Origin of the sequence: Telluria aromaticivorans (assembly GCF_013003915.1) — a bacterium.
In the GTDB taxonomy this organism is placed as follows: Bacteria; Pseudomonadota; Gammaproteobacteria; order Burkholderiales; family Burkholderiaceae_D; genus Telluria; species Telluria aromaticivorans.
Genome location: NZ_JABAIV010000003.1, coordinates 161,628 through 182,741 on the forward strand (window position 1 = coordinate 161,628; position 21,114 = coordinate 182,741).

Here is a 21,114-nt window from a genome sequence, read left to right on the forward strand (position 1 = left end):
GCTAGAGGCGCCACACCAGCTTCGCGCCGAGGCTGCGTTCGTACACGCTGCGATTTACGCCGCCGCCGTATTCCGGATGGGCCGCATCCAGCAGGTTGCGGCCGCTGATGGACAGGTCGAGCCCCTTGTTGACGCGCCAGGTGTAGTTCAGGTCGAGCGACTCGTAGGACGGCACTTCCGGGCGGCTCAGCTTGCCGTGATGGCGCAGCAGCGCGTCGAACGCGTGGCCGGGGACGATGTCGTACGAGGCACGCAGCGTCCAGTAGTTGCTTGGGTCGCTGGTGGCCAGGCCAGTGGCCGCGCTCGAGTCGCGGCTGCCGGGATCCGTTGCGGTGCGCACGTTCTGCACCACCAGGCCTGCAGACAGGCGCAGCGCGGCGCTGGCTTCCCAGGTCGACCACATCTCGACGCCCTTGGTGCGGCCGTGCGCCTTGTTACTGAAGACCGAGCCGGAACCGTTCGGGTTTGGCTCGAGCGTGCGCAGACGGTCATAGTCGCTCAGGAAGGCAGTAGCCGAATACGACAGGCCAGGCGTCAGCGCGATGCGGTAGCCCAGTTCGAACACATTCGCCACTTCCGACTTGAAGTCGGGGCCGCCCGCCAGGGCGAACTGCGGCACGCCGTTCACCACGGCCGGCCGGGTCGGGCTGTAGAAATCGCGGTCGATGCGCGACGGCGCGCGCACGGTGCGCGAGGCCGAGGCCCAGGCCAGGCTCTCGCCCGATGGTTTCCAGGCCAGGCGCAGGGTCGGCAGGAATTCCCAGCCGGTGTAGTTGTTATGTTCGAACTTGGCGCCGGCGATCACGCGTACGTTATCGGTAAGGTCCATCTCGTCCTGCACGAACACGTTACCCCAATGCAGGTTCAAACTGCCCGGCAGGAAGCCGAAGGCCGCGCCGTTCTCGAGGCGGTCGAAGGACTTGCGGTAGCCCGCGCCCCAGACCAGGCGGTGGCGCTCGGCCAGGGTGACCGTGGATTGCAGCTGCAGGTCGAGGGTATTGAGGTGCTCGATGAAGGCGCCGGGCTGGTTACGCTCGGTGAAATCCCAGTAGGCCTGGGCCATCAGTTCGGAACCGCCCGCCAGGCGCATGGTCTTGCGGCCCAGCAGGTTGGCGCCGGCGATATAAATGTCGCGCGTGCCCTGCTGGTGCAGCGCGCCCTTGTAGGCGTCGCCCTGGAAGGTCGCGGTCTCGGTACCCTGCCCCCAGTCGGCGCGGAAGCCGGCCTGGGCGCGGCGGTAGCCGGTCAGGCTGTCCAGCCCGTTCTGGCGTTCGATGTCGTCCTGCTCGAGTGCCTTGGCATACACGCGGTAGCGCCCGCCATTGGCGAGTGCCCCGCCATGGCGTACCGAGCCGGTACGCAGGTCGGGCTGGCCCGCGGCACTGAGCTGCGTGCCCTGGGTGGCGCCGGCGGCCTTGGTGATGATGTTGATGACGCCGTTGACGGCGTTGGCGCCCCACATGGTGGCGCCGGCGCCGCTGATGACTTCGATGCGTTCGACATCTTCCAGCAGCACGTCCTGGGCATCCCAGAACACGCCCGAGAACAGCGGGGTGTAGACGCTGCGGCCATCGATCAGCACCAGCAGTTTATTTTCGAAGGCGCTGTTGAAGCCGCGCGCGGTGACGGCATAGTTGCGCGCATCAACCCGCGCTACCTGCAGGTTGGGCGCCAGGCGCAGCGCTTCCGGCAGCGTGGTATAGCCCGAGCGGCGGATGCTGTCGCTGCTGATGACGAACACGGAGGCGGCGGCATCGGCCACCGGCTCGGAACGGCGCGAGACCGAGGTGACGCGCAGGTTCGACAAGGCTTCGATGCTCAGCGCTTCGAGTTCTTCCGGCTGGGAGTCAGCATGGGCCGGCAGTGCGAGCATGCCGGCGGCGAGGCAGGCGGCCTGGGCGATGCGGGTCAGGGGAAGGCATGGCAGACAGGCGGGCAGCGAATGACGCAAGATCATGGCAACGTGGTGACGTGGATTGGACAGGCCGTGCTGGAGCACGGTGGAGCGGGACAGCAAGCTGGGCCCGCCGCGCAAATCATTGCAAACGGGGAAGTTTATCAGAAGAGCATACCGATTGGTTCCAGATTTGCAAGCGGCGCCGGATCGCCCGCTCAGTGCACGCCCGGCCCGGGCTGGGCCTTGTTCCAGGAGGTCTTCCAGTTGTTAAATTGGGAAACCGGCATGGGCTTGGCCACAAAATAGCCCTGGGCCACGTCGCAACCCTGGGCCGCCAGGCAGGACCATGCCGCCTGGTCCTCGACGCCCTCGGCCACGACATACAGGCCAAGGTGGTGCCCGAGGTCGATGGTGGCGTGGACAATGGCGCTAGAGCCGCTGCTCACGCTCATGAGGCGCACGAAGGACTGGTCGATCTTGATAGCATGAATCGGAAACCGTTGCAGGTAGCTCAGGCTCGAGTAGCCGGTGCCGAAATCGTCGATCCAGATCTCGAAACCCATGTCGCTCAGCCGCGCCAGCGACTGCATGGCCGTGTCCGGATCGTCCATCAGCGCGCTCTCGGTCAACTCGAACTGAATCGAATTGTCGGGAATCGCCAGGGCCAGGGCCAGGCGATGGATGCGGTCGATGAAGGCGGGGTTCTGGATGTCGTGCGCAGACAGGTTGACCGATAGCGACGCGGGGTTGCCATCCCGCTGCCAGTCATGCACCTGGCGGAAGGCCGCGTGCACCATCCACTCTGTAATCGCGGAAATCATGCCGCCCTGCTCGGCCAGTGGAATAAAGACGCTTGGTGCGATCGCACCAAGCTGCGGGTCACGCCAGCGGACCAGCGCTTCGGCGCCGAATGCGCTGCGCGTACGCATGTCGACCTTCGGCTGGCAAACCATCTCCAACTGGCCTTGCTCGATCGCCTGCCGCAGCCGGCCCATCATCGCAAGGCGCCCGGAAATCTCCTGCTCATGGCCGGCCGGGTACACGGCGATCCCCTCTGCCGAGCGCTGCGCCAGGCGCATGGCGGCGCTGGCGCGGCGTGCCAAGCTCTCCGCCGATACCGCATGGTCCGGAAACAGGGAGATCCCCGCCGCCAGGTGGGGCGCGATCAGCGCGCACGAGGCCTCCACCGGCTCGGCATGCACGGCCAGGGCAGTACGGGCGCAGGTCACGGCGGCATCGAGGCCGGCGTCGTCGAGCACGATCGCAAACTCTCCTTCGCCCGGCATCACGACCGGCGTGCCCTGCGGCATGCTTGCCACCAGGCGGACGGCCAGGGTCTTCATCAGGCATTCGACAGCGTCCATCCCGAGCGCATTGCCGATCTCGTGGAACTTCTCGACCCCGATATGCACGATGGCGAGCCCCCGTCCGGCGGCGTGCGCGGCCGCGATCCGCTCGCGCAGCAGCTGGAACATGCCCGCCCGGTTGGGCAAGCCGGTCAGGGTATCGAACAGCGTCAGGCGCCTGATTGTCTCTTGCGCCAGCTCGTGCTCGCGCCGCAGGCGCAGCGTAAGGATCCCAAAGGCAAGGTCGTCGGCGAGCTCGCCCAGCAGGCTGATTTCCTGCTCGTCGAAGGCGTCCGGCTCGGCCGCCGCCATGAACAGCGCGCCGATCACCTCGTCGCCACAGGCCAGCGGAAAGGCGGTCAGCGATCGGTAGCCTTCCTGCTCGACGCGCCTTCGCAGCGCCTCGTAGCCTGGCTCCTGGAATACCGGCCCTTCATTGACGTCGCGGCGCGTGAATGGCTTGCCGGTGCGGATCGCGATCGCGGTGGCATCCTGTCCCAGCGGGGTGTCGGCCCAGGTATACCCTGCCTCGTTGAGATCGTGGACATCGATCGCGGTGGCCCTGCCGTTTTCGCAACCCATCCACACCATCCAGTGCAGGCGCCGGTCGGGTCCGGGGCCGGCATAGTTCACACCGGCGCGCACATAGCCTCCCTGCTCGACCGCCACCGTGCACATGTCGCACAGCAACCGGGTTTCGTCGGTTGCGCGCAATAACGTCCGGTTGCTGGCGCTCAGCGTCCGGTGCGCGCGCAAGGCGCGCTGCAACGAGAGCCCGTCGCCGGTGCTGCCCGCGGGTTCCCTGCTCGGCGGTTCGGACATGGCTGCTCCACGTCATGCGCAATGCATGAAGTATAGCCCCGAAAGCGCATCCGCTTGCGGCTTAGGGCCCATATCCCGGCACGATGCGACGCCACTACGGGAGGGCGCCGCAGCGGGCGACGAACCGCGCGCAGGCAGCCTCAGGCCACCCGGGTCACAACCTGCAGGTTGGCATGCAGCGCCTTGGAGTAGGGGCAGGTAGCATGCGCACGCTCGGTCAGCTGCCCGGCAAGGCCGGCGTCCACGCCGGGCAGTTCGACCAGGAAGCGCGCCTGCAGGCGATAGTCATTCCCCGGGTTGACGCCCAGGTCGACCTCGACGTCGATTGCGGCATCCGCCGGAAACGCCAGGCTGGCTTCGCGGAACGCGCCCTGCAGCGCCCCCAGGTAGCAGGCGCCCCAGCCGGCCGCAAGCAGCTGCTCGGGATTGGTGCCTGGCGCACGCGAGTTGAAATGCGCAAGCGGCACGTCGAGGCGCCCGTCCGGACTGCGCGCCGCGCCGTCGCGGCCGCCGGTGACGCGGGTCTTGCCTGTGTAGAGGATGTTGTCGATGCTGGTCATAATGATTTCCTTGATAAATGTAGCGATGCCGATTGCATCGCATGCGAAGTATCATACCGGATTATTCAAGGTGTTGCCCGTCGTCTTTGAAAATTTCCCGTCGAGCATCCCTGGGCAGAAGCGCCGCCCAAGGCACCCAATCCGTCAGCGCGACGGAACATGGGTAGCTGAGCAAGCGCAAGGCCGCGCAGACACTGGAAGCACTGATGGAAAAAGATATACCTCGCGTGCGATTGTCTCGCCCGCGCTTGACATGTGCATCGGCATGTTCTAGAGTTCAATTCATTCCTGTCGCATCCGATACATCTAACACTTCAGGATTACCCGGCTCCAGGCGCCACATGCATGTTGCGCGCGTAGCCAGCCTTGAACGCAGCCGTCTGCCCCGGTCTGGTCCGCCGTGCCGCCAACCTATTTCATCGAAGGAGCTTTCCCCATGGATCGACGTTTACTCGTGCTGGCTTCCGGCATGTTTGCAGTCGGCACCGACAGTTTCGTCGTCGCCGGCATCCTGCCCCAGGTTGCCGCCTCGCTCGGGGTCTCGATCCCGCTTGCCGGGCAGATGGTGACCCTGTATGCGCTGAGCTACGCCCTGCTCTCGCCCACGGTTGCGGCGATGCTGGCGCACTGGCCGCGCAAGCGCCTGCTGCTGGCCGGCCTGGGCGTGTTCGTCGCCGGCAACGCGATGACGGCGCTGGCCCCCTCGATCGGATGGGTGCTGGCCAGCCGCGTGATCGCCGGGCTGGGCGCGGCGATGTACAGCCCGACCGCCACCGCCACCGGCGCTGCGCTGGTCCCGCCGGAGCGGCGCGCGACGGCCCTGGCCATCGTGATCGCCGGATTGTCGAGTGCCACCGCCCTCGGCGCGCCCCTTGGCACCCTGATCGCCGGCCTGGACGACTGGCGCAGCACGATGTGGTTCGTCAGCATCCTCGGCACCCTGGCCGGCCTTGGGGTCTGGCTCCTGCTGCCGGCGATCCCGCCGCTGCCGGCCGCCACCCTGCGCCAGCGCCTGGCGCCGCTCAAGGACACCCGCATCGCCCTGGTGCTGCTGACCACCCTGGTTGCCTATGCGGGCATGTTCTCGGTCTACACCTATATCGGCGTGATCTTCGACCGCGTCACCGCCGGCGCCCCCGGCGTACTGGCCGGCCTGCTGCTGATCTGGGGTGTTGCCGCCACCGCCGGCAACCTGGTCGCGGGACGCCTGACCGACCGCCTCGGCAGCCGCCGCATCATCTTCGGCGCCTTGCTGGTGGGCGCCGTCAACTTCGCCCTGACCCCGTGGACCTCGGCACACCTGTGGAGCGCGTTGCCGGCCATCGTAGTCTGGGCAGTTTGCGGCTGGGGCCTGCTGGTGCCGCAGCAGCACCGCCTGATCGGGCTGGCGCCGGCCGCCGCGCCGCTGCTGATGGGCCTGAATTCCGCCGCGCTCTACGCCGGCGTGTCGTCGGCCGGCGTGCTGGGCGGCGCCGCAATCGCCCTGTTCGAGCGCCACGACATCGGGCTGCTGGCCGGCGCGCTGCTGGCGCTCGCTTTCGGCGTCGCCGTGCTGGCCGACCGCCGCATCCGCGCCACCAGCGCGCCTGGCGCCGCCGGCGCCACCGCCCAGGCAGGATAAGCCATGGACCGTATATTGAAAAAATCGGGCGCGATATATAATCGCCATGACCATGCAACCAAGGAGAACGGCAATGAAAACGGCAGCGCGCGTGAAACCCGGCGACCCGGGTGTCAAGAGGCTGGACGAGTTCCTGTGCTTCGCGATCTATTCGACCAACCTGGCGCTGGGCAAGGCCTACAAGCCGGTCCTGGAGCAACTCGGCCTGACCTATACCCAGTACATCGCCATCATCGCGCTGTGGGAAGAGGACGACCAGACCGTGACGGGCCTGGGGGAAAAGCTGTTCCTGGAATCGAATACCCTGACCCCCATCCTCAAGAAACTCGAGGCGATGGGTTATGTGCGGCGCCAGCGCGACCCCAGGGACGAACGCCAGGTGCGGGTCGGGCTGACCGAGGCTGGGCACCGGCTGCGCCTGAGCGCACTGGGCAAGGGCGTGGTGTCGGAAACCCGCTTCACGCCGGAGCAGTCGGCCGAACTTCACCGCACCCTGGTCACCCTGCGCGCCAACCTGCTGGAGAACGCCGGCAGGTACGAGAAGGCGCCGGCAGCGGATTAAGCCCCGCGCTGCGTGCCCCGGCAGCCCACGTTCAGGGAGGCTGCCATGCGCGATACTGACCACGTGCTGGTGGTGGACGACGACCGCGGCATCCGCGAGCTGGTCTGCGCCTACCTCGAAAAACAGGGCCTGCGTACCACTGCGGCCGCGGACGGGCGCGAAATGCGCGCCGTGCTGCAGCGCTTCACCCCGGACGCCATCGTGCTCGACCTGATGCTGCCCGGCGACGACGGCCTGGTGCTGTGCCGCGAACTGCGGGCCGGCAAGCACCGCACGGTGCCGATCCTGATGCTGACTGCGCGCGACGAGGAATTCGACCGCGTGGTCGGGCTCGAAATCGGCGCCGACGACTACATGCCCAAACCGTTCTCGGTGCGCGAACTACTGGCGCGCATCCGCGCCGTGCTGCGCCGCACCCGCATGCTGCCGCCCAACATGCAGCTGACCCAGGCCGCCACCCTGCTCGGTTTCGGCGAGTGGCGGGTCGACACCGTGGCGCGCCACCTGCTCGACGCCGACGGCGTCGCGGTGCCGGTCAGCGGCGCCGAATACCGCCTGCTGCGCGTCTTCCTCGACCATCCGCAGCGCGTGTTGACGCGCGACCAGTTGCTGGAACTGACCCACGGCCACGACGCCGACCAGTTCGACCGCTCGATCGACATCTTGGTCAGCCGCCTGCGCCAGCGCCTGCGCGACGGGGCGCGCGAGCCGCGCTACATCAAGACCCTGCGCAACGAGGGCTATGTCTTTGCCAGCCCGGTCGAGCTGCTCGAAAGCGCATCATGAAGCCGCTGCGCGCGCTGCTGGCCCGCCTGGCGCCGCCCAGCCTGTTCGCGCGCCTGTCGCTGATCCTGGTGGCCGGGCTGACCGCGGCCCAGCTGTTGTCGGCCACACTCGCCATCGGCGAGCGCGACGAGGTGAACATGGGCGCGATGATCGATACCGTCGAGGTCGACCTGCGCGCTGCCGTCGCCCTGCTCGACCGCCTGCCGCGCGCCGAGCGCGCCGCCTGGCTGCCGCAACTCGAACGCAGCGGCTACCGTTTCCTGCCTGGCACCGGCCAGTCCGGCCCGCCGGTAGAAGCGGCGCTGTCCACCCGCCTGCTGCGCTCGGCCACACGGGCGCTGACCCCCGGTTATGCTTTCAGCGCGCATGCGCTGGCCGGTCCGCGCGAACGTTTCCAGCTGCACCTGCAGCTGGCCGACGGAGATCCGCTCACGATCGAGTTCCGGCCGCGCCCCGGCCTGCCATTGTCGCCCTGGCTGCCCTATGTGCTGGGAGCGCAGCTGGCGCTGGTGGCGCTGAGCTGCTGGCTGGCCGTGCGCCTCGCCACCGCCCCGCTGCGCGCGCTGGCCGAAGCCGCCGACGCGCTGGGCCCCGACCTGCGCCCGGCCGAGCTGCCGGAACACGGGCCGTCCGAAGTGCTGCGTGCCACCCGCGCGCTGAACGCCATGCAGCGCCGTATCGCCGGCTATGTCGACGAGCGCCTGCGCATCCTGGCTGCGATCTCGCACGACCTGCAAACCCCGATCACCCGCATGCGCCTGCGCATCGACCTGGCCGACGACCCGGCACTGCAGCAGAAACTCGGCGCTGACCTGTCGGAGCTGCAGCACCTGGTGCGCGAAGGCCTGGACTATGCCCGCGCGATGCACGGCAAGCTGGAACCGGCCTGTCCCCTGGACCTGGCCAGCCTGCTCGACAGCATCGCGCTCGACTACCGCGACGGCGGGGCCGCCCTGTGCCTTGCCGCCCCGCCCGGGGCCATCGTCCACACCCGGCCGAAGGCCCTGCGCCGCATCGTCTGCAACCTGGTCGACAACGCCCTCAAGTATGCCGGCCAGGCAGAGCTGGTACTCGATTGCGGGGTGCCGGGAGCGCCCGTGATCCGCGTGCTCGACCGCGGGCAGGGCATCCCCGAAGACATGCTGGAAGCCGTGTTCGAGCCCTTCTACCGGCTCGAAAGCTCGCGCAACCGCGAGACCGGCGGCACCGGACTGGGACTGGCCATCGCGCGCCAGCTGGCCGCCGCGCTACCGGCCGAACTGACCCTGCACAACCGCCCCGGCGGCGGACTCGAGGCCCGCCTGGTGCTGCGCGCCGCCTGATGCGCGCGGCGCCGCGGGCGGCGCCTTTGTTTCCGAATATGTCCAGTCCGGGCGCCGACACACAAGCGCCCCCTTCCGACACATGCCGGAGATACCCGCGACATATCGCGGGCGCCTAATGGTTCCTGTCGCGACGCCGTCGCTCACCACCCGGAGAACCATCATGCACAAGATCACCACCAGCCTCTTCCTGCTGGCGCTCGCCCTCGGCGGCGCCGCCCAGGCCGCACCCGCCGCCACCGGTCCCGACGTCGGCCCGGTCGGCACCGGCGCCATTGCAGAACGCGTCCTCGAGGTCAAGGCCAACACCCGCTACCTCAACGTCAGGAACGGCGAGACCGTCGCCATCCGCCAGGGAGAACGCAGCGTCACCTGGTTCGTGCAGGCCGCGCCAAACGTCACCGTCGTCCCCCTGTCGCGCATCCTGCCGCGCGACGGGAGCGGCCAGGAGGTCCTGGTCTACATCGCCGCGGGCCCGCAATACCTCGATTTCTGACAGCCGATCCGCCCCGGGCAGTTTTTTTCTACATTCCCACCTTCAGGAGAACACCATGCACCCTACCCGCGCCGCCTTTGCCGCCGCCTTTGCCCTGAGCCTGTGCGCCGCCGGCGCCCATGCCGCCGACGTCAAGAAACCGATGGAGAAATGCTACGGCGTCTCGCTCGCCGGCCATAACGACTGCGCCGCCGGCGAAGGCACGTCCTGCGCCGCCACCTCGGTGTCCGACTACCAGGGCGATGCCTGGACGCTGGTCGAAAAAGGCAGCTGCACCACCATCAAGACCCCCAAGGGCTACGGCTCGCTGACCCCGCGCAAGTAAGGACGCCGCATGAACGCTTTTGCTTCCCTGATGCTGGCCGCCGCCGTGTTCGCGCCGGCCCTGGCCCAGGCCGCGCCGGCCGACACGAAGAACGTCGTGATCGTCCCCGGCACTTTCATCGACGGCGCCAGCTGGCGCGTGGTGCACGACATCCTCCGCCACAAGGGTTTCCAGGTAACCGTTGTGCCGCTCTCCCACGACACGCTCGAGGAAGACATCGCCGCCACCCGGCGCGTGCTGTTCAACCAGTTCGGCAAGGTCGTCCTGGTCGGCAGCGGCATGGGCGGCACGGTGATCGGCCATGCCGGCGAAGGCGCCAAGGTCAAGGCCCTGGTGTACGTAGCCGCGCTGGCGCCGCAGGTCGGCGAAAACAGCGGCCAGCTGCTCGGCGCAATCCCCGCGGAGCCGGTGGCCAGGCCCGACTGGGCAGGCTATTACTGGGCCGACCGCGCGCGCTTCCACCAGAACTTCGCGGCCGACCTCACGCCCAACCGGGCCGCCTTCCTGGCAGCCTCGCAAGTGCCGACCACCCAGGCCTTCGTGTATGCACCGGCCTACGCCGCGGCGTGGCGCGACAAGCCCAGTTACGCGGTGGTCGCGACCAATGACCGGTTCCTGCACCCGGACACGCAACGCATGATGTACAAGCGGGCCCGCGCCCGCACCATCGAGATCGCATCCAGCCACGCGGTGCAGCTGTCGAACCCGGAAAAGGTGGCCGCGCTGATCGAGCAGGCCGCCGTTGACACCCTCTGATCTCCCCGGTGCCGCCTGGCGGCGCCAACCACCCACCTGAAAGGAACAACACCATGAATATTTCCACCTCTTCGCGCGTCGGCAAGGCCGGCGCCATCGCCCTGCTGGCCCTGGCCGCCCTCGGCATGTCCAATCCGTCCGTCTCGGCAGAGAAGGAAAAGCCGGGCCGCTGCTATGGCATCAACAACTGCAAGGGCGAAAGCCTGTGCGCCACTGCCAAGAACGACTGCAAGGGCCTGAACGACTGCAAGGCCCAGGGCGTGCTGGTCAAGACCCCGACCGAGTGCAAGGCGCTGGGCGGCACCGTCACCGAGAAGGAATAAGCAAGCCAGGCCCGCCTGGCAAGCAGGCGGGCCTGTTCGCAACCGCATTTTTCGCGAGGCACCCATGCCGGCATTTCCCTCCCCTCCGGTCTTCTCCGGCTTCGGCCTCGGCCTGCGCCGCGAGCACTATCCGGATTTCCTCGATACCGACGTCGCGGTCGACTTCGTCGAAGTCACCTCCGAAAACTTCATGGTGGCGGGCGGCCAGCCGCGCCACATCCTGCGCCAGGTACGCGCGCGCCATCCGGTGGTGCTGCACGGCGTGTCGATGTCGATCGGCTCCAGCGACGGCCTGCGCCGGGATTACCTGGAGCGCCTGCGCGCCCTGGCCGACGAGATCGAGCCGCTGTACGTCACCGACCACCTGAGCTGGTCGCGCATCGACGGCTTCAATTCGCACGACCTGCTGCCGCTGCCGTATACCGCGGAAGCACTCAGCCTGGTCTGCAGCAATATCAACATGGCCCAGGACGCGCTGGGGCGCGCCATGCTGTTCGAAAATCCTTCCAGCTACCTGCAGTTTCCCGGCGCGATGAGCGAATGGGAATTCCTCGCCGCGATGTGCCGGCGCACCGGCTGCGGCCTGCTGCTGGACGTGAACAACCTGGCCGTGAGCGCCGCCAACCACGGCTTCGACCCGTTCGCCTTTCTCGACGGGATCCCGGCCGGGCAGGTGCACCAGATCCACCTTGCGGGTCACAGCAGGAGCGGCGACTTGCTGGTCGATACCCATGACGGCCCGGTGTCCGCCGCGGTGTGGGCGCTGTACGCGGAAGCGCGCACGCGCTGCGGCCCGGTGGCGACCATGATCGAGCGCGACGCGGCAATCCCGCCGCTCGGCGAGCTGCTGGCCGAGCTCGATATAGCCCGCGCCCTGGAGCGCGCCGCACCCCTCGCGTGGGAGGCATGATGCTGCGCGACCTGCAACGCGACTTCCGCCTGTGGCTGGTCACCGGCGAGGCTGCCGCGGCGGCGCGCCTGCCCGCAGCGCACAGTGCCGGGCTCACGGTTTACCAGAACAATTACCGGGCCCAGCTCGTGGGCTGCCTGCGGGCCTCGTATCCGCTGCTGCGCGCCCGCATGGGCGAGGACGCCTTCCTGCACGCGGTCATCAAGCACATCGGCGCCTTTCCGCCGTACGAATGGACGCTGGACGCCTATGCGCAGGATTTCGGCGCCACGCTCCAGAAGCTGTTTCCCGATAACCCCGACCTGCACGAACTGGCCTGGATCGAACTGGCGCTCGGTTCGGCCTTCGTGGCAGCCGATGCCGCCCCGCTGACCCCGGCCGCCCTGGCCGCACTCGACTGGGACGGCATGCGCCTGGGACTCACGCCCAGCCTGCGCCTGGCGCGGGCCCTGACCAATGCCGCCGATGTCTGGCACGCCATGTCGGACGCCGGCGCAGCGCCGGAAGCGGCCATGCTGGCCGAGCCAGGATGGCATGTGGTCTGGCGCAGCGGTTTTGTGTCCTGCCTGAGGGCGGCTGACGCGCTCGAGGGCCAGGCGCTGGCCGCGCTTGCGGCACAGGGCAGCTTCGCCGGCATCTGCGACTTGCTGGCCGAACGCCTGGGCGAAGACGCGGGCGTGGCGCGCGCCGGCGCCTTGCTGGCCGACTGGATCGGGGCGGGACTGGTCACGGACGCGTCAAGCACGCCGTGAACGCACGCCTCTTCACTTCGCATCGAGGACCCACCATGCACGAATCTTTTCTCCTGCGGCGTCATTTCCTGCGCCAGGCGGCCAGCCTGGCGGCCTTCGCCTTGCCGGCACTGCCTTCGGTCGCCGCCCTGCCCGGCGCCGGCGGTGCGCCCGTGGCCGCCGAACGGGTATCGACCGGGCTGCTGGAAATGGCCTATTTCGCCGCCGGCCCCGCTGACGGGCGCCCGGTGGTGCTGGTGCACGACTTCGGCTACGGCATCGACAGCTTCGCCACAAGCGCGCCGCTGCTGGCCGCTGCCGGCTTGCGGGTGCTGGTCCCGCAGCTGCGCGGCCATGGCGCCACCCGCTTCATCGATGCCGGCACGCCGCGCTCGGGTCAGCAGGCTGCGCTCGGCAAGGACCTGCTTGACTTCATCGACGCCCTGCACATTCCGGAAGCCGTCTTCGCCGGCTCCGGCTGGGGCGCCCATGCCGCCTGGGCGGCCTCGCGGGTGCGCCCGACGCGCTGCGTCGGCCTGGTACTGGCCGGCGCCGGACGCATCGACCATACCGGCCCGCGCGAGCGCTACCTGTATGCCAGCGCGGCCGGCCGGCGCGCATTGGAACGCAGCGCGCCAGGCCGGGACAACCCGGATTACGCCCGCGTCGTCGCGCACGCCTGGCTGTCGCGCCACGCGCCGGCCAATCCGGACGCGGCTCCCGATCCGCGCTACGCCGCGCTGGAGCGCCGCTTCACCCAGCCGCCGGCCAGCGCCACGGCGGCCATCGTGCTGGAAGGCGGCGCCATCGCGGCGCCGCCTGCCTTCGCCGACGCCGTGCTCGCCCTGGTGCGGATCGGCACATGGCGCACCTGATCCATCCATCTTTGCACAAGGAGAACACCCACATGAACGCCATTTCAATGCAGCGCGCCGCGCGCCTGCTTCCACCCTCGGTCCTGCTGCTGCTGGCGCGCACCGCGGCGGCCACGACTTTCTGGCGCGCCGGACGCGCCAAGGTCGACGGCCTGTTTACCATCAAGGACGCCACCTACCAGCTGTTCGAGTACGAATACCAGTTGCCCCTGCTCCCGCCGGAGACGGCGGCCCAGCTGGCGACCGTGTCGGAACACCTGTTCCCGCTGCTGTTGCTGCTCGGCCTGTCCACGCGCCTGTCGGCCCTGGCCCTGCTGGGGATGACGGCGGTGATTCAGGTATTCGTCTACCCGGCTGCCTGGCCGACCCACCTGGGCTGGGCGGCGCTGCTGCTGGCGCTGGTGGCACGTGGCGGCGGGGCCATCTCGCTCGACCATGCTTTCGCGCGCGCTCCGGCGCCGGCTAACGAACGCAGGAGTGCGCGATGAGCCGCCCCCCTCGCCGCCACCTGGGGCGCAGTTGGACGGCAGGGCTGGTGCTGGCCCTGTCCGGGACGGCGCAAGCCGGCGAGGAGGTCTGTGGCGGGGGCCAGTGCGGCGCCACCGCCATCGCACCGGCGCTGCTGCGCAAAGCCGTGACCGGCGCCCTGCAAGAGGCGCCGGTGACGCCACAACCTGCGCGCAAGCTGGCGCAGCCGGCCGCCACCGCGTGGAATAGCCGCTTCACCCCGGTGGCCGGGCAAGAAGCCTATGACTGCGCGCTCAGTTTCGGCATCGGCGCCAGCCTGGGCGACAACTTCCTGGCTACCCGCCTGCTGGGACGCACCCGGGTGTGGCGCGAAGGCGCCAAGGGCCAGATGTCCTCCGATTGAGCCGCACGCAGGCAGCAAAAAAGGCGGCGATACCAGATCGCCGCCTTTTTTTCATGTGCCTGCCCGGCGCCCGGGACTCAGCCGAAGGTAAAGGCGTAGGCCTCGGCGCCGCGGTCGAGGAAACGGATCTCGAAGCGGCGCTGGCGCACGCCGCTTTGGCGCACCAGCTGGTACAGGCGGGTGCCGTCGATCACGCCCTCGCCGGCGGCATCGATGTCGCTGCCGTGGTCGGCGCCGGGCGCCTTGCCATCCAGGGTGACTCGGATGCGCAGCTTGCGTCCCGGCTCGCCTGGGCCAAGCACAAGGTGCAGGTCGCGCGCGCTGAACTGGTGCGCGATCGCAGCGCCCGCTTCCAGCGCCTGCGCGCTTTCCGCGCCGACCTGCCAGCGCCCGGCCAGGCCCCACTCGTTGAGCGCCAGCCGCCCCACGGTGTAGGACTGGGCCACGCCGGCGCGCAACCGTTCCGGCGAGCGGAAATTGTCGGCCTTGCGGTAGCCGACATAGGTTTCCCCGGATGCGATGCTGCCGGCGTCGGGCGCCATCTGTTCGCCGCGGGCAATTGGCGCGACCAGGCTGGTGTCGCTAAGGGGCGCGCCGCGCTGTTCGGCCAGCAGTGCCTGGATCGCGCGCTCCATCTTGTCGAAGTCGCCCTCACCGAACTGGTGGTAGCGGATCCGGCCTGCGCCGTCGACCAGGTAATAGGCCGGCCAGTAGCGGTTGCCCCAGGCGCGCCAGATCGCGTGCCGGCTGTCGACCGCCACCGGAAAATCGATCTGGAAGCGCTTCAGCGCCGCATTCACGTTGGCCAGGTCCTCTTCGAACCGGAACTCGGGCGTGTGCACGCCGACCACCGCCAGGCCCTGGTCACGGTATTTCTGCGCCCAGGCGCGCACATAGGGAATGGTGCGGATGCAGTTGATGCACGAGTAGGTCCAGAAGTCGACCAGCACCACCTTGCCGCGCAACTGCGCGGGGCCGAGGGGCGCAGAGTTGAGCCAGGTGGTGGCGCCTGCGAAACCGGGCGCCTTGCCTTCGACCTGCAGGGCGCCGGGGCCGTCGGCGGCGCTGGTCGGGCTGGTGGCAGCCACCAGCGCCGCCAGGGCGCAGGCCGTGGCGAAGGTCCAAACCGCGGCGCGTATGCGTCGTTTCATGTGTCCCTCCTGTGCGCTTATTTCGAGGGCTGGTCGAGGACCAGCACCGGCTTGTGCTTGTCGACCACATAGGTCGCCAGTTCCGATGCAATGCCGCCGCCCAGGTTCCTGGCCGAGTGGACTGCGCCGGCCGGGATATACAGCGACTGGCCCGCCTTGAGGGTGATGGGCTTGCCGTCGACGACGTATTCGATCGCCCCTTCCAGCACGTAGGCGATTTCCACGCCCGGATGGGAGTGCTTCGGGAAGGCCACGTGCGGCCCGAAGTCGACCTTCACCTGGAGCGCCTCGCGGCCGCCATCGAAGGCGTGCCGCACCACCTCGGTGCGGCCGATACCGTTGGCGTCGAGCTGCTGCGCCATCGCGGCGAGCGGGCATGCGATCCCCGCTGCCAGTGCGAGCGCCAGTGCGCCCTTCAATCCATATGCGTTCATGTGTGTTCCCCTTGGGTGGATGCTGATGCGCCGCGGCCGGGATGGCGTCGTGGCTGTTTCAGCGGTAAGTCCATTACACCGCGCCCCGGTGTCTGGCGCATGTCGGGATTGTGTCTGCACCGGCCGCTCATGTGTCGGCAAGTCCCCAGACACATTGCGCAACAATCGCGGGCGCGCGCTGCTCAGGAGTGTTGCCGGAACAACTGCAGCACCCGGTCCAGCACCTCGGCGGCCTGCTTGACAAGCGCGCGGCTGCGGCCGATATTGAAGCGGTGGCCGCCATTGTCCTGAAAGGACGCACCATGCCAGCACACCCCACCCCACTGTCCAGGCGCGTTGCCGCGGCGCTGTTTGCCGTTTTGCTTGGCATGCCCTGCCCTGCCGCCCTGGCCCAGGCCGGACGCGCGCCTCCCGTGCTGCCGCTCGCGTCCGAGCCGCCGCCCAGGCTGGCGGTCCATCCGCCGGTTCCAGAGGCGCTGGCGCGCGGCGTCATCATCCTGCAATTCCGTACCGAGAACCTGCGCACCATGGCGGTAGTCGGGCCCAAGGCCGCAGAGGTATCGCCGCGGCTGGGACACCTGCACGTCACCGTCGACCAGGGGCCGCCGACCTGGGCCCATACCAGCACCGACCCGATCATTATCGTCGGCCTGCCCCCCGGCCGGCACAAGCTCAAGCTGGAGATGGCCGACCCGACCCATCGGATCCTCGGCGGCGAAACCGTCGAGGTGACCGTGCCCGGGGCGGGCGGCGCCAGCCACGGGCACTGAACCGTCAGGACGCCAGATTCAGCTGGCAGGCACGAGCGCGCGGTAGCGGCTGGCCGGGATCGACGTCGACAGCTCCGGATGCATGGCCAGGCGCGCCGCCTCGTAGGCCGCATACTTGGCGCCATCTTCCAGGCCCGGGATGGTCACCAGCTCGCCGGCATCCAGGCCGGCCAGCGCCGCATCGACCATGCTGTCGGCGCGCATCACGATTTCCTGCGGCAAGTGCTCGACCGGGGTCCCGGCCGTGCTCCAGAAGTCCGTGGCGGTGGCGCCAGGCAAGACCGCCTGCACGCGCACGCCCTTGTCCTGCAATTCGTGCTGGAGCGACTGGCTCAGCGCCAGCACATAGGCTTTGCTGGCACCGTAGACGCCGTTCAGGATTTCCGGGGCGAGCGCCACGATCGAGGCGATGTTGACGATGGTCCCCTGGCCGCGCGCGACAAAGCCGGGCGCCGCTGCATAGCTCAGGCGGGTCAGCGCAGTGACGTTCAGGGCGATCATCGCTTCCATCCGGTCGATGCTTGACGCCAGCAGCGGCGCGGTCGCTCCGACACCGGCGTTATTGACCAGCATGGTGATCGCGCTGTCTTCCCGCAGCAAGGTTTCGATACGGGCCAGGTCTGCGCGATCGCCGAGGTCGGCGCTGATGGCGCGCACGCTGCGGCCGGTCTGCGCCTGCAGGCGCGCCGACAGTTCCAACAGGCGCACGCCGTTGCGTGCAACCAGGACCAGGTCGTATCCGCGCGCCGCCAGGCGCTCCGCGTACAGGGCGCCAATGCCGGTCGAGGCGCCGGTAACCACGGCGGTACCGAGGTGGGATGGGTTCATGCTGCTCTCCTTCAGGTGGGTAGGCCCGGCTGGTGTGTATATGCACAGCTTCGGGCACGTTTGACTACAAATTGGTGTGCATATGCACACGTCGGGTTAAAAAAATTCAGGGCTCCAGGCTGCGCACCGAGTCGCGCATCTGCTGTGCCAGGCTGCTGCCGTAGCGGCGTTCAAATTCGGCTTGCGCTGCCTGCCACAGCGGGATGGCTTGTCGCAGGCGGGCACGCCCTGCCGCGCTCAGGCTGATCACGTTGCGGCGCGCGTCGTCACGGTCGGGCGCCTGGGCCGCGAGGCCCTCGCGTTCGAGCGGCTGCAAGGCGCGCACGATGCTGGTGCGCTCCATCGCCAGCGCCTCTACCAGGTCGCGCAGCGGGGCCTTGCCTACTTCGTCGAGGTGGGCAAGTAGCGCAAATTGCGAGCTGGTCAGGCCGGCAGGCGCCAAGTGATCCTCGTACAGCTTGGTGATCAGGCGCGCCGCCTTGCGCGAGGCAAAGCAGTTGCAGGAATCGAGTCGGTCCGTGGTAGCCATGGACCGATCTTGAGGTGTGTGCCCACACATGTCAAGCACAATCAACGATCGCGGGTTAGCCGCCGCGGCGCTCGCGCTGGCGCCGTAGCGTGACCATCTCGCCTCCGTGGCCCCAGTTGTCGGTCTTGACTTCGTCGATGAGGACGAAGGTGGACTCGGGGTCCTTGCCGAGCACCTCGACCATGAGGTCGGTGGCGCCGGCGATGATCCGGGCTTTCTGTTCGCGGGTGACGCCTTCGTCGGTCACTTGCACGAGGATGTAGGGCATGGGGTTTCTCCTGTTGGGCTGTGGGTGAAGTTGCTTACCAGACGCCGGCAGTGGCGCCGCCGTCGACGCTGAGCACCACGCCGGTGGTGAAGCTGGCATCGGTCATGTACAGCACGGCGTCGACAATGTCCTTCACCTGGCCATAGGCGCCGCTTGGCTGCAGGCCCTTGAGGAATTCGTGCGCCCCGTCCGGGTGCAACGGGGTATCGATGATCCCGGGGGCCACGGCGGTCACCTTGACGCCATGCGGGGCCAGTTCCAGCGCCAGGGCGCGCGTCGCGCTGTTCAGGCCGCCCTTGACCAGCACCGGCAGCACTGCGGGCGCCTTGCCGTTCGGCTGCAGAGCGACGCTGGCCGTAATGTTCACGATGTGGCCGGCGCCGTTTGCCGCCATGTGCGTGGCCGCCAGCTGCGAAGGATAGAAGAAGCCCATCAGGTTGGTGGCGACCAGGCGCTGAACGTCCTCGGGCGTGTAATCCGCGAAGGGCTTGGCGATGAAGATGCCGGCGTTGTTAATCAGGACGTCGATCCGGCCGAAACGCTCGATGGCGGTGCGGAACAGGGCCTGCGCGGTGGCCGGCTCGGCGATGTCGCCGGCCACGCCGACGAAACTGCCGGGATGGCCCAGGGCGGCAGCGGCTGCCTCCAGGCGTTCGCTGCTGCGGGCATTGCCGACGACCCGGTCGCCGCGTTTCAGGTAGGCCTCGGCTAGGGCCAGGCCGATGCCGCTCGAGGCGCCGGTGATGATGATAGTGCGGGGCTGCTGGTTCATGGTATTTCCTTTTCCCTGAAGTGGTGGGGTGGAAAGCGCCGTCTCGGATCCAGCGCGTCGTCCATGGGAACCACTATAGGCAGGGATCAGGAAAGGAAAAAGATGGTTGGGTGCAAGACAATCGATACACCGTGTAATGAATAGCGCTATCGCGGTGCCGTTCAGCCGACGTCCCGGCGTGCCGGGGACGCAGGTACGCGCAGCTTTTCGACCAGGAAGTCCACGAAGACGCGCACCCGCAGGGCGACGTGGCGCGCATGCGGATAGAGCAGGCAGAACGGCCGCGTGCGTCCGCCATGCCGGGCCAGCAGTTCCACCATGCGCCCCGCGCGCAGGTCGTCCTCGACAACGAATCGGTAGGTCTGGAACAGGCCGCCGCCGGCGCGCGCCAGCGTGACCGCACCCAGGATGTCCTCGGCGCAGCCGTAGGTGCCGGACGTCGCCAGTTCAAGTTCGCGTCCTTCGTCCGTGAACACCCAGGGGATGTTGCGGCCGCTGCTGGGCAGTGCGAACTGGATGCAGTTATGACTGCCCAGGTCCGCGAGCGTCTCCGGCCTGCCTCTGTCGGCCAGGTAGCCGGGCGAGGCCACCACGACCAGCTCCGCGTCCTCCAGGTGGCGCGCGATCATGGTGGAATCAAGCGGGGCACGGCCGCGGATCGCCAGGTCGAATCCTTCCTCGGCGAAGTCGACGTTCCGATTACTCAGGTGGAACTCGACCCGACCCTCGGGATAGCGGCGAGAGAATGCCGGCAACAGCGGCAGCAGGCGGTAATGACCGTACGGTGTCGGCATGCTGATGCGAAGCAGGCCCATCGGCGCGCTCTGGCCTCCAGTGACCACGCGTTCGGCCTCCACCAACTGGTCGAGGGCGGCGCGGCACCGCAGGTAGTATTCCCGGCCGGCCTCGCTCAGGGCCAGCGTGCGTGTCGTGCGCACGAACAGCCGCACGCCGAGGCGCGCCTCGAGCCGCGAAACCGCCCGGCTGACCGCGGCCGGCGTGACTGCGGCAGCCGTGGCGGCGGCGGTGAAACTGCCGAGCTAGGCGGTTGAGCAGAAGAGTTCGATGCTGCCGAGCAGGATGTCGTCGAATTGGCGGGTCATTGACGTGCTTCAGTGCGGGGTTGGGGGGCGTTTAATGGTGACGCAACTGCGTTGGCGGGATACCTTGAAGTCGCGATTAAGGCAGCAAAAATATACGGAACAATGCCCGCGGTCCGCTCACTGGCCATCCGCGGCATCCCGATGGAGACCGCGTTGCGCGCGTTGACCAAGCCAGGGCGACGCTCCTCCTTGCTGTTTGACAGACGGAAGCACCCGAGGCTCTACAGCGTGAAGGACTACGACAATCTGGCCGCATCGTCTTAGAACGCAAGCTATCAGGACTGTCTGGTCGGCCTTTCAGCAAGCGCACGGACGACCGGACAGCCTTATACATCGAGGCAGAGAGCAACATCAAGACCCCATGGGCAGTCGGCTGCGGCCCGGTCCGTGGCGGAATACGACATTCCGCTCGTGACCGTTATTCGCTTACCAACGCGGCCCATGCATAAGATGCTACTCCTGCCGATCCAATCGCAAGAACACTGCAGCCATCATCCTGGCAATGTCCTTCCTGACCACGCTTAGCCCTATGATCCCTGGCACGTCAAACTTCGGTTCGATCGTCGCGTTGTACACCACCTTGGTGCCAGCCGCCCCAGCCAAAGGACTCAGCTCCCAGCTGGCGCGGTAAGCTTTCATGTCGCCGTCAATCATGCTGATGTCGATGCGATTTGGCGCCCGTTCGTGCACCTGCACCACCAAACGGATGTCCCGGCTGAAGTATAGAAAGCGTGCGATGCCCAGTTGTTCGACGATGACCCTGTCGCCATTGCGAGAAACCACACGAGCGCTTTTCATGTTTGGCAGGTAATCAGCCAAATGGTTGTAATCGGTGAGAATACGCCAGACAACGGTCGGAGTGGCTGCCACCGTGCCGCTCGAAGTGATCTGGTAGACCTTACCTCCATCGGAGCCAACGACACGTTCCACGTCAAGTTCAAACCTGGGTTCGCCCGGCTGTGCTGCCACTGCGGCAGTGCCCCAGGCCGACACGGCGCACACGGCGCACACGGCGCACGCCCGCAATAGTACGATTGAGATGCGATGTAGCATTCG

Annotated in this window: 24 protein-coding genes and 1 pseudogene; 14 read left to right on the forward strand and 11 right to left on the reverse strand. The window is 67.9% G+C overall.

Annotation, left to right across the window (positions count from 1 at the left end; translation table 11 throughout):
* Position 1: 1 nt before the first annotated feature.
* The 3 genes from HGB41_RS09920 to HGB41_RS09930 all read right to left on the reverse strand — a co-directional run bounded on the left by HGB41_RS09920 (position 2) and on the right by HGB41_RS09930 (position 4,625).
* Positions 2-1,957: a TOL_0244 family TonB-dependent receptor gene (locus tag HGB41_RS09920; RefSeq protein ID WP_171083777.1), complete on the reverse strand. Its 1,956-nt coding sequence runs from the start codon at positions 1,955-1,957 to the stop codon at positions 2-4.
* Positions 1,958-2,112: 155 nt separating this feature from the next.
* Positions 2,113-4,065: a putative bifunctional diguanylate cyclase/phosphodiesterase gene (locus HGB41_RS09925; RefSeq protein WP_171083779.1), complete on the reverse strand. Its 1,953-nt coding sequence runs from the start codon at positions 4,063-4,065 to the stop codon at positions 2,113-2,115.
* Between the two features lie 140 nt (positions 4,066-4,205).
* Positions 4,206-4,625 (reverse strand): Ohr family peroxiredoxin, encoded by a 420-nt coding sequence (locus HGB41_RS09930; RefSeq protein ID WP_171083781.1) that lies wholly within the window; start codon positions 4,623-4,625, stop codon positions 4,206-4,208.
* Positions 4,626-5,061: 436 nt separating this feature from the next.
* Between HGB41_RS09930 and HGB41_RS09935 the strand changes: the two genes are divergently transcribed.
* The 13 genes from HGB41_RS09935 to HGB41_RS09995 all read left to right on the forward strand — a co-directional run bounded on the left by HGB41_RS09935 (position 5,062) and on the right by HGB41_RS09995 (position 14,203).
* Entirely contained in the window at positions 5,062-6,246 is a 1,185-nt protein-coding gene (locus HGB41_RS09935) for an MFS transporter (protein WP_171083783.1), read from the forward strand.
* A gap of 73 nt (positions 6,247-6,319) precedes the next feature.
* A complete protein-coding gene (locus HGB41_RS09940; protein WP_171083785.1) occupies positions 6,320-6,808 on the forward strand; it encodes a MarR family winged helix-turn-helix transcriptional regulator in 489 nt (162 codons plus the stop codon).
* A gap of 45 nt (positions 6,809-6,853) precedes the next feature.
* Positions 6,854-7,594, forward strand: coding sequence for a response regulator (locus HGB41_RS09945; RefSeq protein WP_171083786.1), 741 nt, complete (start codon positions 6,854-6,856; stop codon positions 7,592-7,594).
* A complete protein-coding gene (locus HGB41_RS09950; protein ID WP_171083788.1) occupies positions 7,591-8,916 on the forward strand; it encodes an ATP-binding protein in 1,326 nt (441 codons plus the stop codon). Before HGB41_RS09945 ends, HGB41_RS09950 begins: the two co-directional genes overlap by 4 nt.
* A 163-nt stretch (positions 8,917-9,079) precedes the next feature.
* Positions 9,080-9,412, forward strand: coding sequence for a CzcE family metal-binding protein (locus HGB41_RS09955; protein ID WP_171083790.1), 333 nt, complete (start codon positions 9,080-9,082; stop codon positions 9,410-9,412).
* Between the two features lie 55 nt (positions 9,413-9,467).
* A complete protein-coding gene (locus HGB41_RS09960; protein ID WP_171083791.1) occupies positions 9,468-9,737 on the forward strand; it encodes a BufA1 family periplasmic bufferin-type metallophore in 270 nt (89 codons plus the stop codon).
* Positions 9,738-9,746: 9 nt separating this feature from the next.
* On the forward strand, positions 9,747-10,493 hold the full coding sequence (locus HGB41_RS09965) for an alpha/beta hydrolase (protein WP_171083793.1): 747 nt from the start codon (positions 9,747-9,749) through the stop codon (positions 10,491-10,493).
* Between the two features lie 53 nt (positions 10,494-10,546).
* The gene (gene bufA2 / locus HGB41_RS09970) at positions 10,547-10,816 is read left to right on the forward strand and encodes a BufA2 family periplasmic bufferin-type metallophore (RefSeq protein WP_171083795.1); all 270 of its coding nucleotides are present in this window, start codon (positions 10,547-10,549) and stop codon (positions 10,814-10,816) included.
* 64 nt (positions 10,817-10,880) lie between these two features.
* Complete coding sequence (bufB, locus tag HGB41_RS09975) at positions 10,881-11,726, forward strand: MNIO family bufferin maturase (protein WP_171083797.1); 846 nt, start codon at positions 10,881-10,883, stop codon at positions 11,724-11,726.
* Complete coding sequence (locus tag HGB41_RS09980) at positions 11,723-12,478, forward strand: HvfC/BufC N-terminal domain-containing protein (RefSeq protein WP_171083799.1); 756 nt, start codon at positions 11,723-11,725, stop codon at positions 12,476-12,478. Before bufB ends, HGB41_RS09980 begins: the two co-directional genes overlap by 4 nt.
* A 35-nt stretch (positions 12,479-12,513) precedes the next feature.
* Positions 12,514-13,332, forward strand: coding sequence for an alpha/beta hydrolase (locus tag HGB41_RS09985; protein WP_171083801.1), 819 nt, complete (start codon positions 12,514-12,516; stop codon positions 13,330-13,332).
* A 32-nt stretch (positions 13,333-13,364) separates the two neighbouring features.
* Positions 13,365-13,820 carry a DoxX family membrane protein gene (locus HGB41_RS09990; RefSeq protein WP_229422962.1) on the forward strand — a complete coding sequence of 152 codons (456 nt, stop codon included), beginning with the start codon at positions 13,365-13,367 and terminating at the stop codon, positions 13,818-13,820.
* Positions 13,817-14,203: a hypothetical protein gene (locus tag HGB41_RS09995; protein ID WP_171083805.1), complete on the forward strand. Its 387-nt coding sequence runs from the start codon at positions 13,817-13,819 to the stop codon at positions 14,201-14,203. Before HGB41_RS09990 ends, HGB41_RS09995 begins: the two co-directional genes overlap by 4 nt.
* 77 nt (positions 14,204-14,280) lie before the next feature.
* Here the strand turns inward: HGB41_RS09995 and HGB41_RS10000 are convergent, their stop codons facing one another.
* The gene (locus tag HGB41_RS10000; RefSeq protein WP_171083807.1) at positions 14,281-15,354 is read right to left on the reverse strand and encodes a thioredoxin family protein; all 1,074 of its coding nucleotides are present in this window, start codon (positions 15,352-15,354) and stop codon (positions 14,281-14,283) included.
* Positions 15,355-15,371: 17 nt separating this feature from the next.
* Positions 15,372-15,788: a cupin domain-containing protein gene (locus HGB41_RS10005; RefSeq protein WP_171083809.1), complete on the reverse strand. Its 417-nt coding sequence runs from the start codon at positions 15,786-15,788 to the stop codon at positions 15,372-15,374.
* 191 nt (positions 15,789-15,979) lie between these two features.
* Between HGB41_RS10005 and HGB41_RS10010 the strand changes: the two genes are divergently transcribed.
* The gene (locus HGB41_RS10010; RefSeq protein ID WP_308788930.1) at positions 15,980-16,558 is read left to right on the forward strand and encodes a DUF6130 family protein; all 579 of its coding nucleotides are present in this window, start codon (positions 15,980-15,982) and stop codon (positions 16,556-16,558) included.
* A gap of 18 nt (positions 16,559-16,576) precedes the next feature.
* Here HGB41_RS10010 and HGB41_RS10015 read toward each other — a convergent pair whose 3' ends face one another.
* The 6 genes and pseudogenes from HGB41_RS10015 to HGB41_RS10040 form a co-directional block, all read right to left on the reverse strand.
* Complete coding sequence (locus HGB41_RS10015) at positions 16,577-17,386, reverse strand: SDR family NAD(P)-dependent oxidoreductase (RefSeq protein WP_171083810.1); 810 nt, start codon at positions 17,384-17,386, stop codon at positions 16,577-16,579.
* Between the two features lie 106 nt (positions 17,387-17,492).
* On the reverse strand, positions 17,493-17,915 hold the full coding sequence (locus HGB41_RS10020) for a MarR family winged helix-turn-helix transcriptional regulator (protein ID WP_171083812.1): 423 nt from the start codon (positions 17,913-17,915) through the stop codon (positions 17,493-17,495).
* A gap of 55 nt (positions 17,916-17,970) precedes the next feature.
* On the reverse strand, positions 17,971-18,183 hold the full coding sequence (locus tag HGB41_RS10025; protein ID WP_171083814.1) for a tautomerase family protein: 213 nt from the start codon (positions 18,181-18,183) through the stop codon (positions 17,971-17,973).
* 34 nt (positions 18,184-18,217) lie between these two features.
* Positions 18,218-18,955 carry an SDR family NAD(P)-dependent oxidoreductase gene (locus HGB41_RS10030; protein WP_171083816.1) on the reverse strand — a complete coding sequence of 246 codons (738 nt, stop codon included), beginning with the start codon at positions 18,953-18,955 and terminating at the stop codon, positions 18,218-18,220.
* 161 nt (positions 18,956-19,116) lie between these two features.
* A pseudogene (locus tag HGB41_RS10035) lies at positions 19,117-20,058 on the reverse strand (substrate binding domain-containing protein).
* Between the two features lie 453 nt (positions 20,059-20,511).
* Positions 20,512-20,988: an SRPBCC family protein gene (locus HGB41_RS10040; protein ID WP_371868499.1), complete on the reverse strand. Its 477-nt coding sequence runs from the start codon at positions 20,986-20,988 to the stop codon at positions 20,512-20,514.
* Positions 20,989-21,114: the final 126 nt, after the last annotated feature.

What these genes read in the sequence shown, in the direction of transcription:
- HGB41_RS09920 (WP_171083777.1), bottom strand. Translation starts at nt 1,957, where the DNA reads ATGATCTTGCGTCATTCGCTGCCCGCCTGTCTGCCATGCCTTCCCCTG.
- HGB41_RS09925 (WP_171083779.1), bottom strand. Translation starts at nt 4,065, where the DNA reads ATGTCCGAACCGCCGAGCAGGGAACCCGCGGGCAGCACCGGCGACGGG.
- HGB41_RS09930 (WP_171083781.1), bottom strand. Translation starts at nt 4,625, where the DNA reads ATGACCAGCATCGACAACATCCTCTACACAGGCAAGACCCGCGTCACC.
- HGB41_RS09935 (WP_171083783.1), top strand. Translation starts at nt 5,062, where the DNA reads ATGGATCGACGTTTACTCGTGCTGGCTTCCGGCATGTTTGCAGTCGGC.
- HGB41_RS09940 (WP_171083785.1), top strand. Translation starts at nt 6,320, where the DNA reads ATGAAAACGGCAGCGCGCGTGAAACCCGGCGACCCGGGTGTCAAGAGG.
- HGB41_RS09945 (WP_171083786.1), top strand. Translation starts at nt 6,854, where the DNA reads ATGCGCGATACTGACCACGTGCTGGTGGTGGACGACGACCGCGGCATC.
- HGB41_RS09950 (WP_171083788.1), top strand. Translation starts at nt 7,591, where the DNA reads ATGAAGCCGCTGCGCGCGCTGCTGGCCCGCCTGGCGCCGCCCAGCCTG.
- HGB41_RS09955 (WP_171083790.1), top strand. Translation starts at nt 9,080, where the DNA reads ATGCACAAGATCACCACCAGCCTCTTCCTGCTGGCGCTCGCCCTCGGC.
- HGB41_RS09960 (WP_171083791.1), top strand. Translation starts at nt 9,468, where the DNA reads ATGCACCCTACCCGCGCCGCCTTTGCCGCCGCCTTTGCCCTGAGCCTG.
- HGB41_RS09965 (WP_171083793.1), top strand. Translation starts at nt 9,747, where the DNA reads ATGAACGCTTTTGCTTCCCTGATGCTGGCCGCCGCCGTGTTCGCGCCG.
- bufA2 (WP_171083795.1), top strand. Translation starts at nt 10,547, where the DNA reads ATGAATATTTCCACCTCTTCGCGCGTCGGCAAGGCCGGCGCCATCGCC.
- bufB (WP_171083797.1), top strand. Translation starts at nt 10,881, where the DNA reads ATGCCGGCATTTCCCTCCCCTCCGGTCTTCTCCGGCTTCGGCCTCGGC.
- HGB41_RS09980 (WP_171083799.1), top strand. Translation starts at nt 11,723, where the DNA reads ATGATGCTGCGCGACCTGCAACGCGACTTCCGCCTGTGGCTGGTCACC.
- HGB41_RS09985 (WP_171083801.1), top strand. Translation starts at nt 12,514, where the DNA reads ATGCACGAATCTTTTCTCCTGCGGCGTCATTTCCTGCGCCAGGCGGCC.
- HGB41_RS09990 (WP_229422962.1), top strand. Translation starts at nt 13,365, where the DNA reads ATGAACGCCATTTCAATGCAGCGCGCCGCGCGCCTGCTTCCACCCTCG.
- HGB41_RS09995 (WP_171083805.1), top strand. Translation starts at nt 13,817, where the DNA reads ATGAGCCGCCCCCCTCGCCGCCACCTGGGGCGCAGTTGGACGGCAGGG.
- HGB41_RS10000 (WP_171083807.1), bottom strand. Translation starts at nt 15,354, where the DNA reads ATGAAACGACGCATACGCGCCGCGGTTTGGACCTTCGCCACGGCCTGC.
- HGB41_RS10005 (WP_171083809.1), bottom strand. Translation starts at nt 15,788, where the DNA reads ATGAACGCATATGGATTGAAGGGCGCACTGGCGCTCGCACTGGCAGCG.
- HGB41_RS10015 (WP_171083810.1), bottom strand. Translation starts at nt 17,386, where the DNA reads ATGAACCCATCCCACCTCGGTACCGCCGTGGTTACCGGCGCCTCGACC.
- HGB41_RS10020 (WP_171083812.1), bottom strand. Translation starts at nt 17,915, where the DNA reads ATGGCTACCACGGACCGACTCGATTCCTGCAACTGCTTTGCCTCGCGC.
- HGB41_RS10025 (WP_171083814.1), bottom strand. Translation starts at nt 18,183, where the DNA reads ATGCCCTACATCCTCGTGCAAGTGACCGACGAAGGCGTCACCCGCGAA.
- HGB41_RS10030 (WP_171083816.1), bottom strand. Translation starts at nt 18,955, where the DNA reads ATGAACCAGCAGCCCCGCACTATCATCATCACCGGCGCCTCGAGCGGC.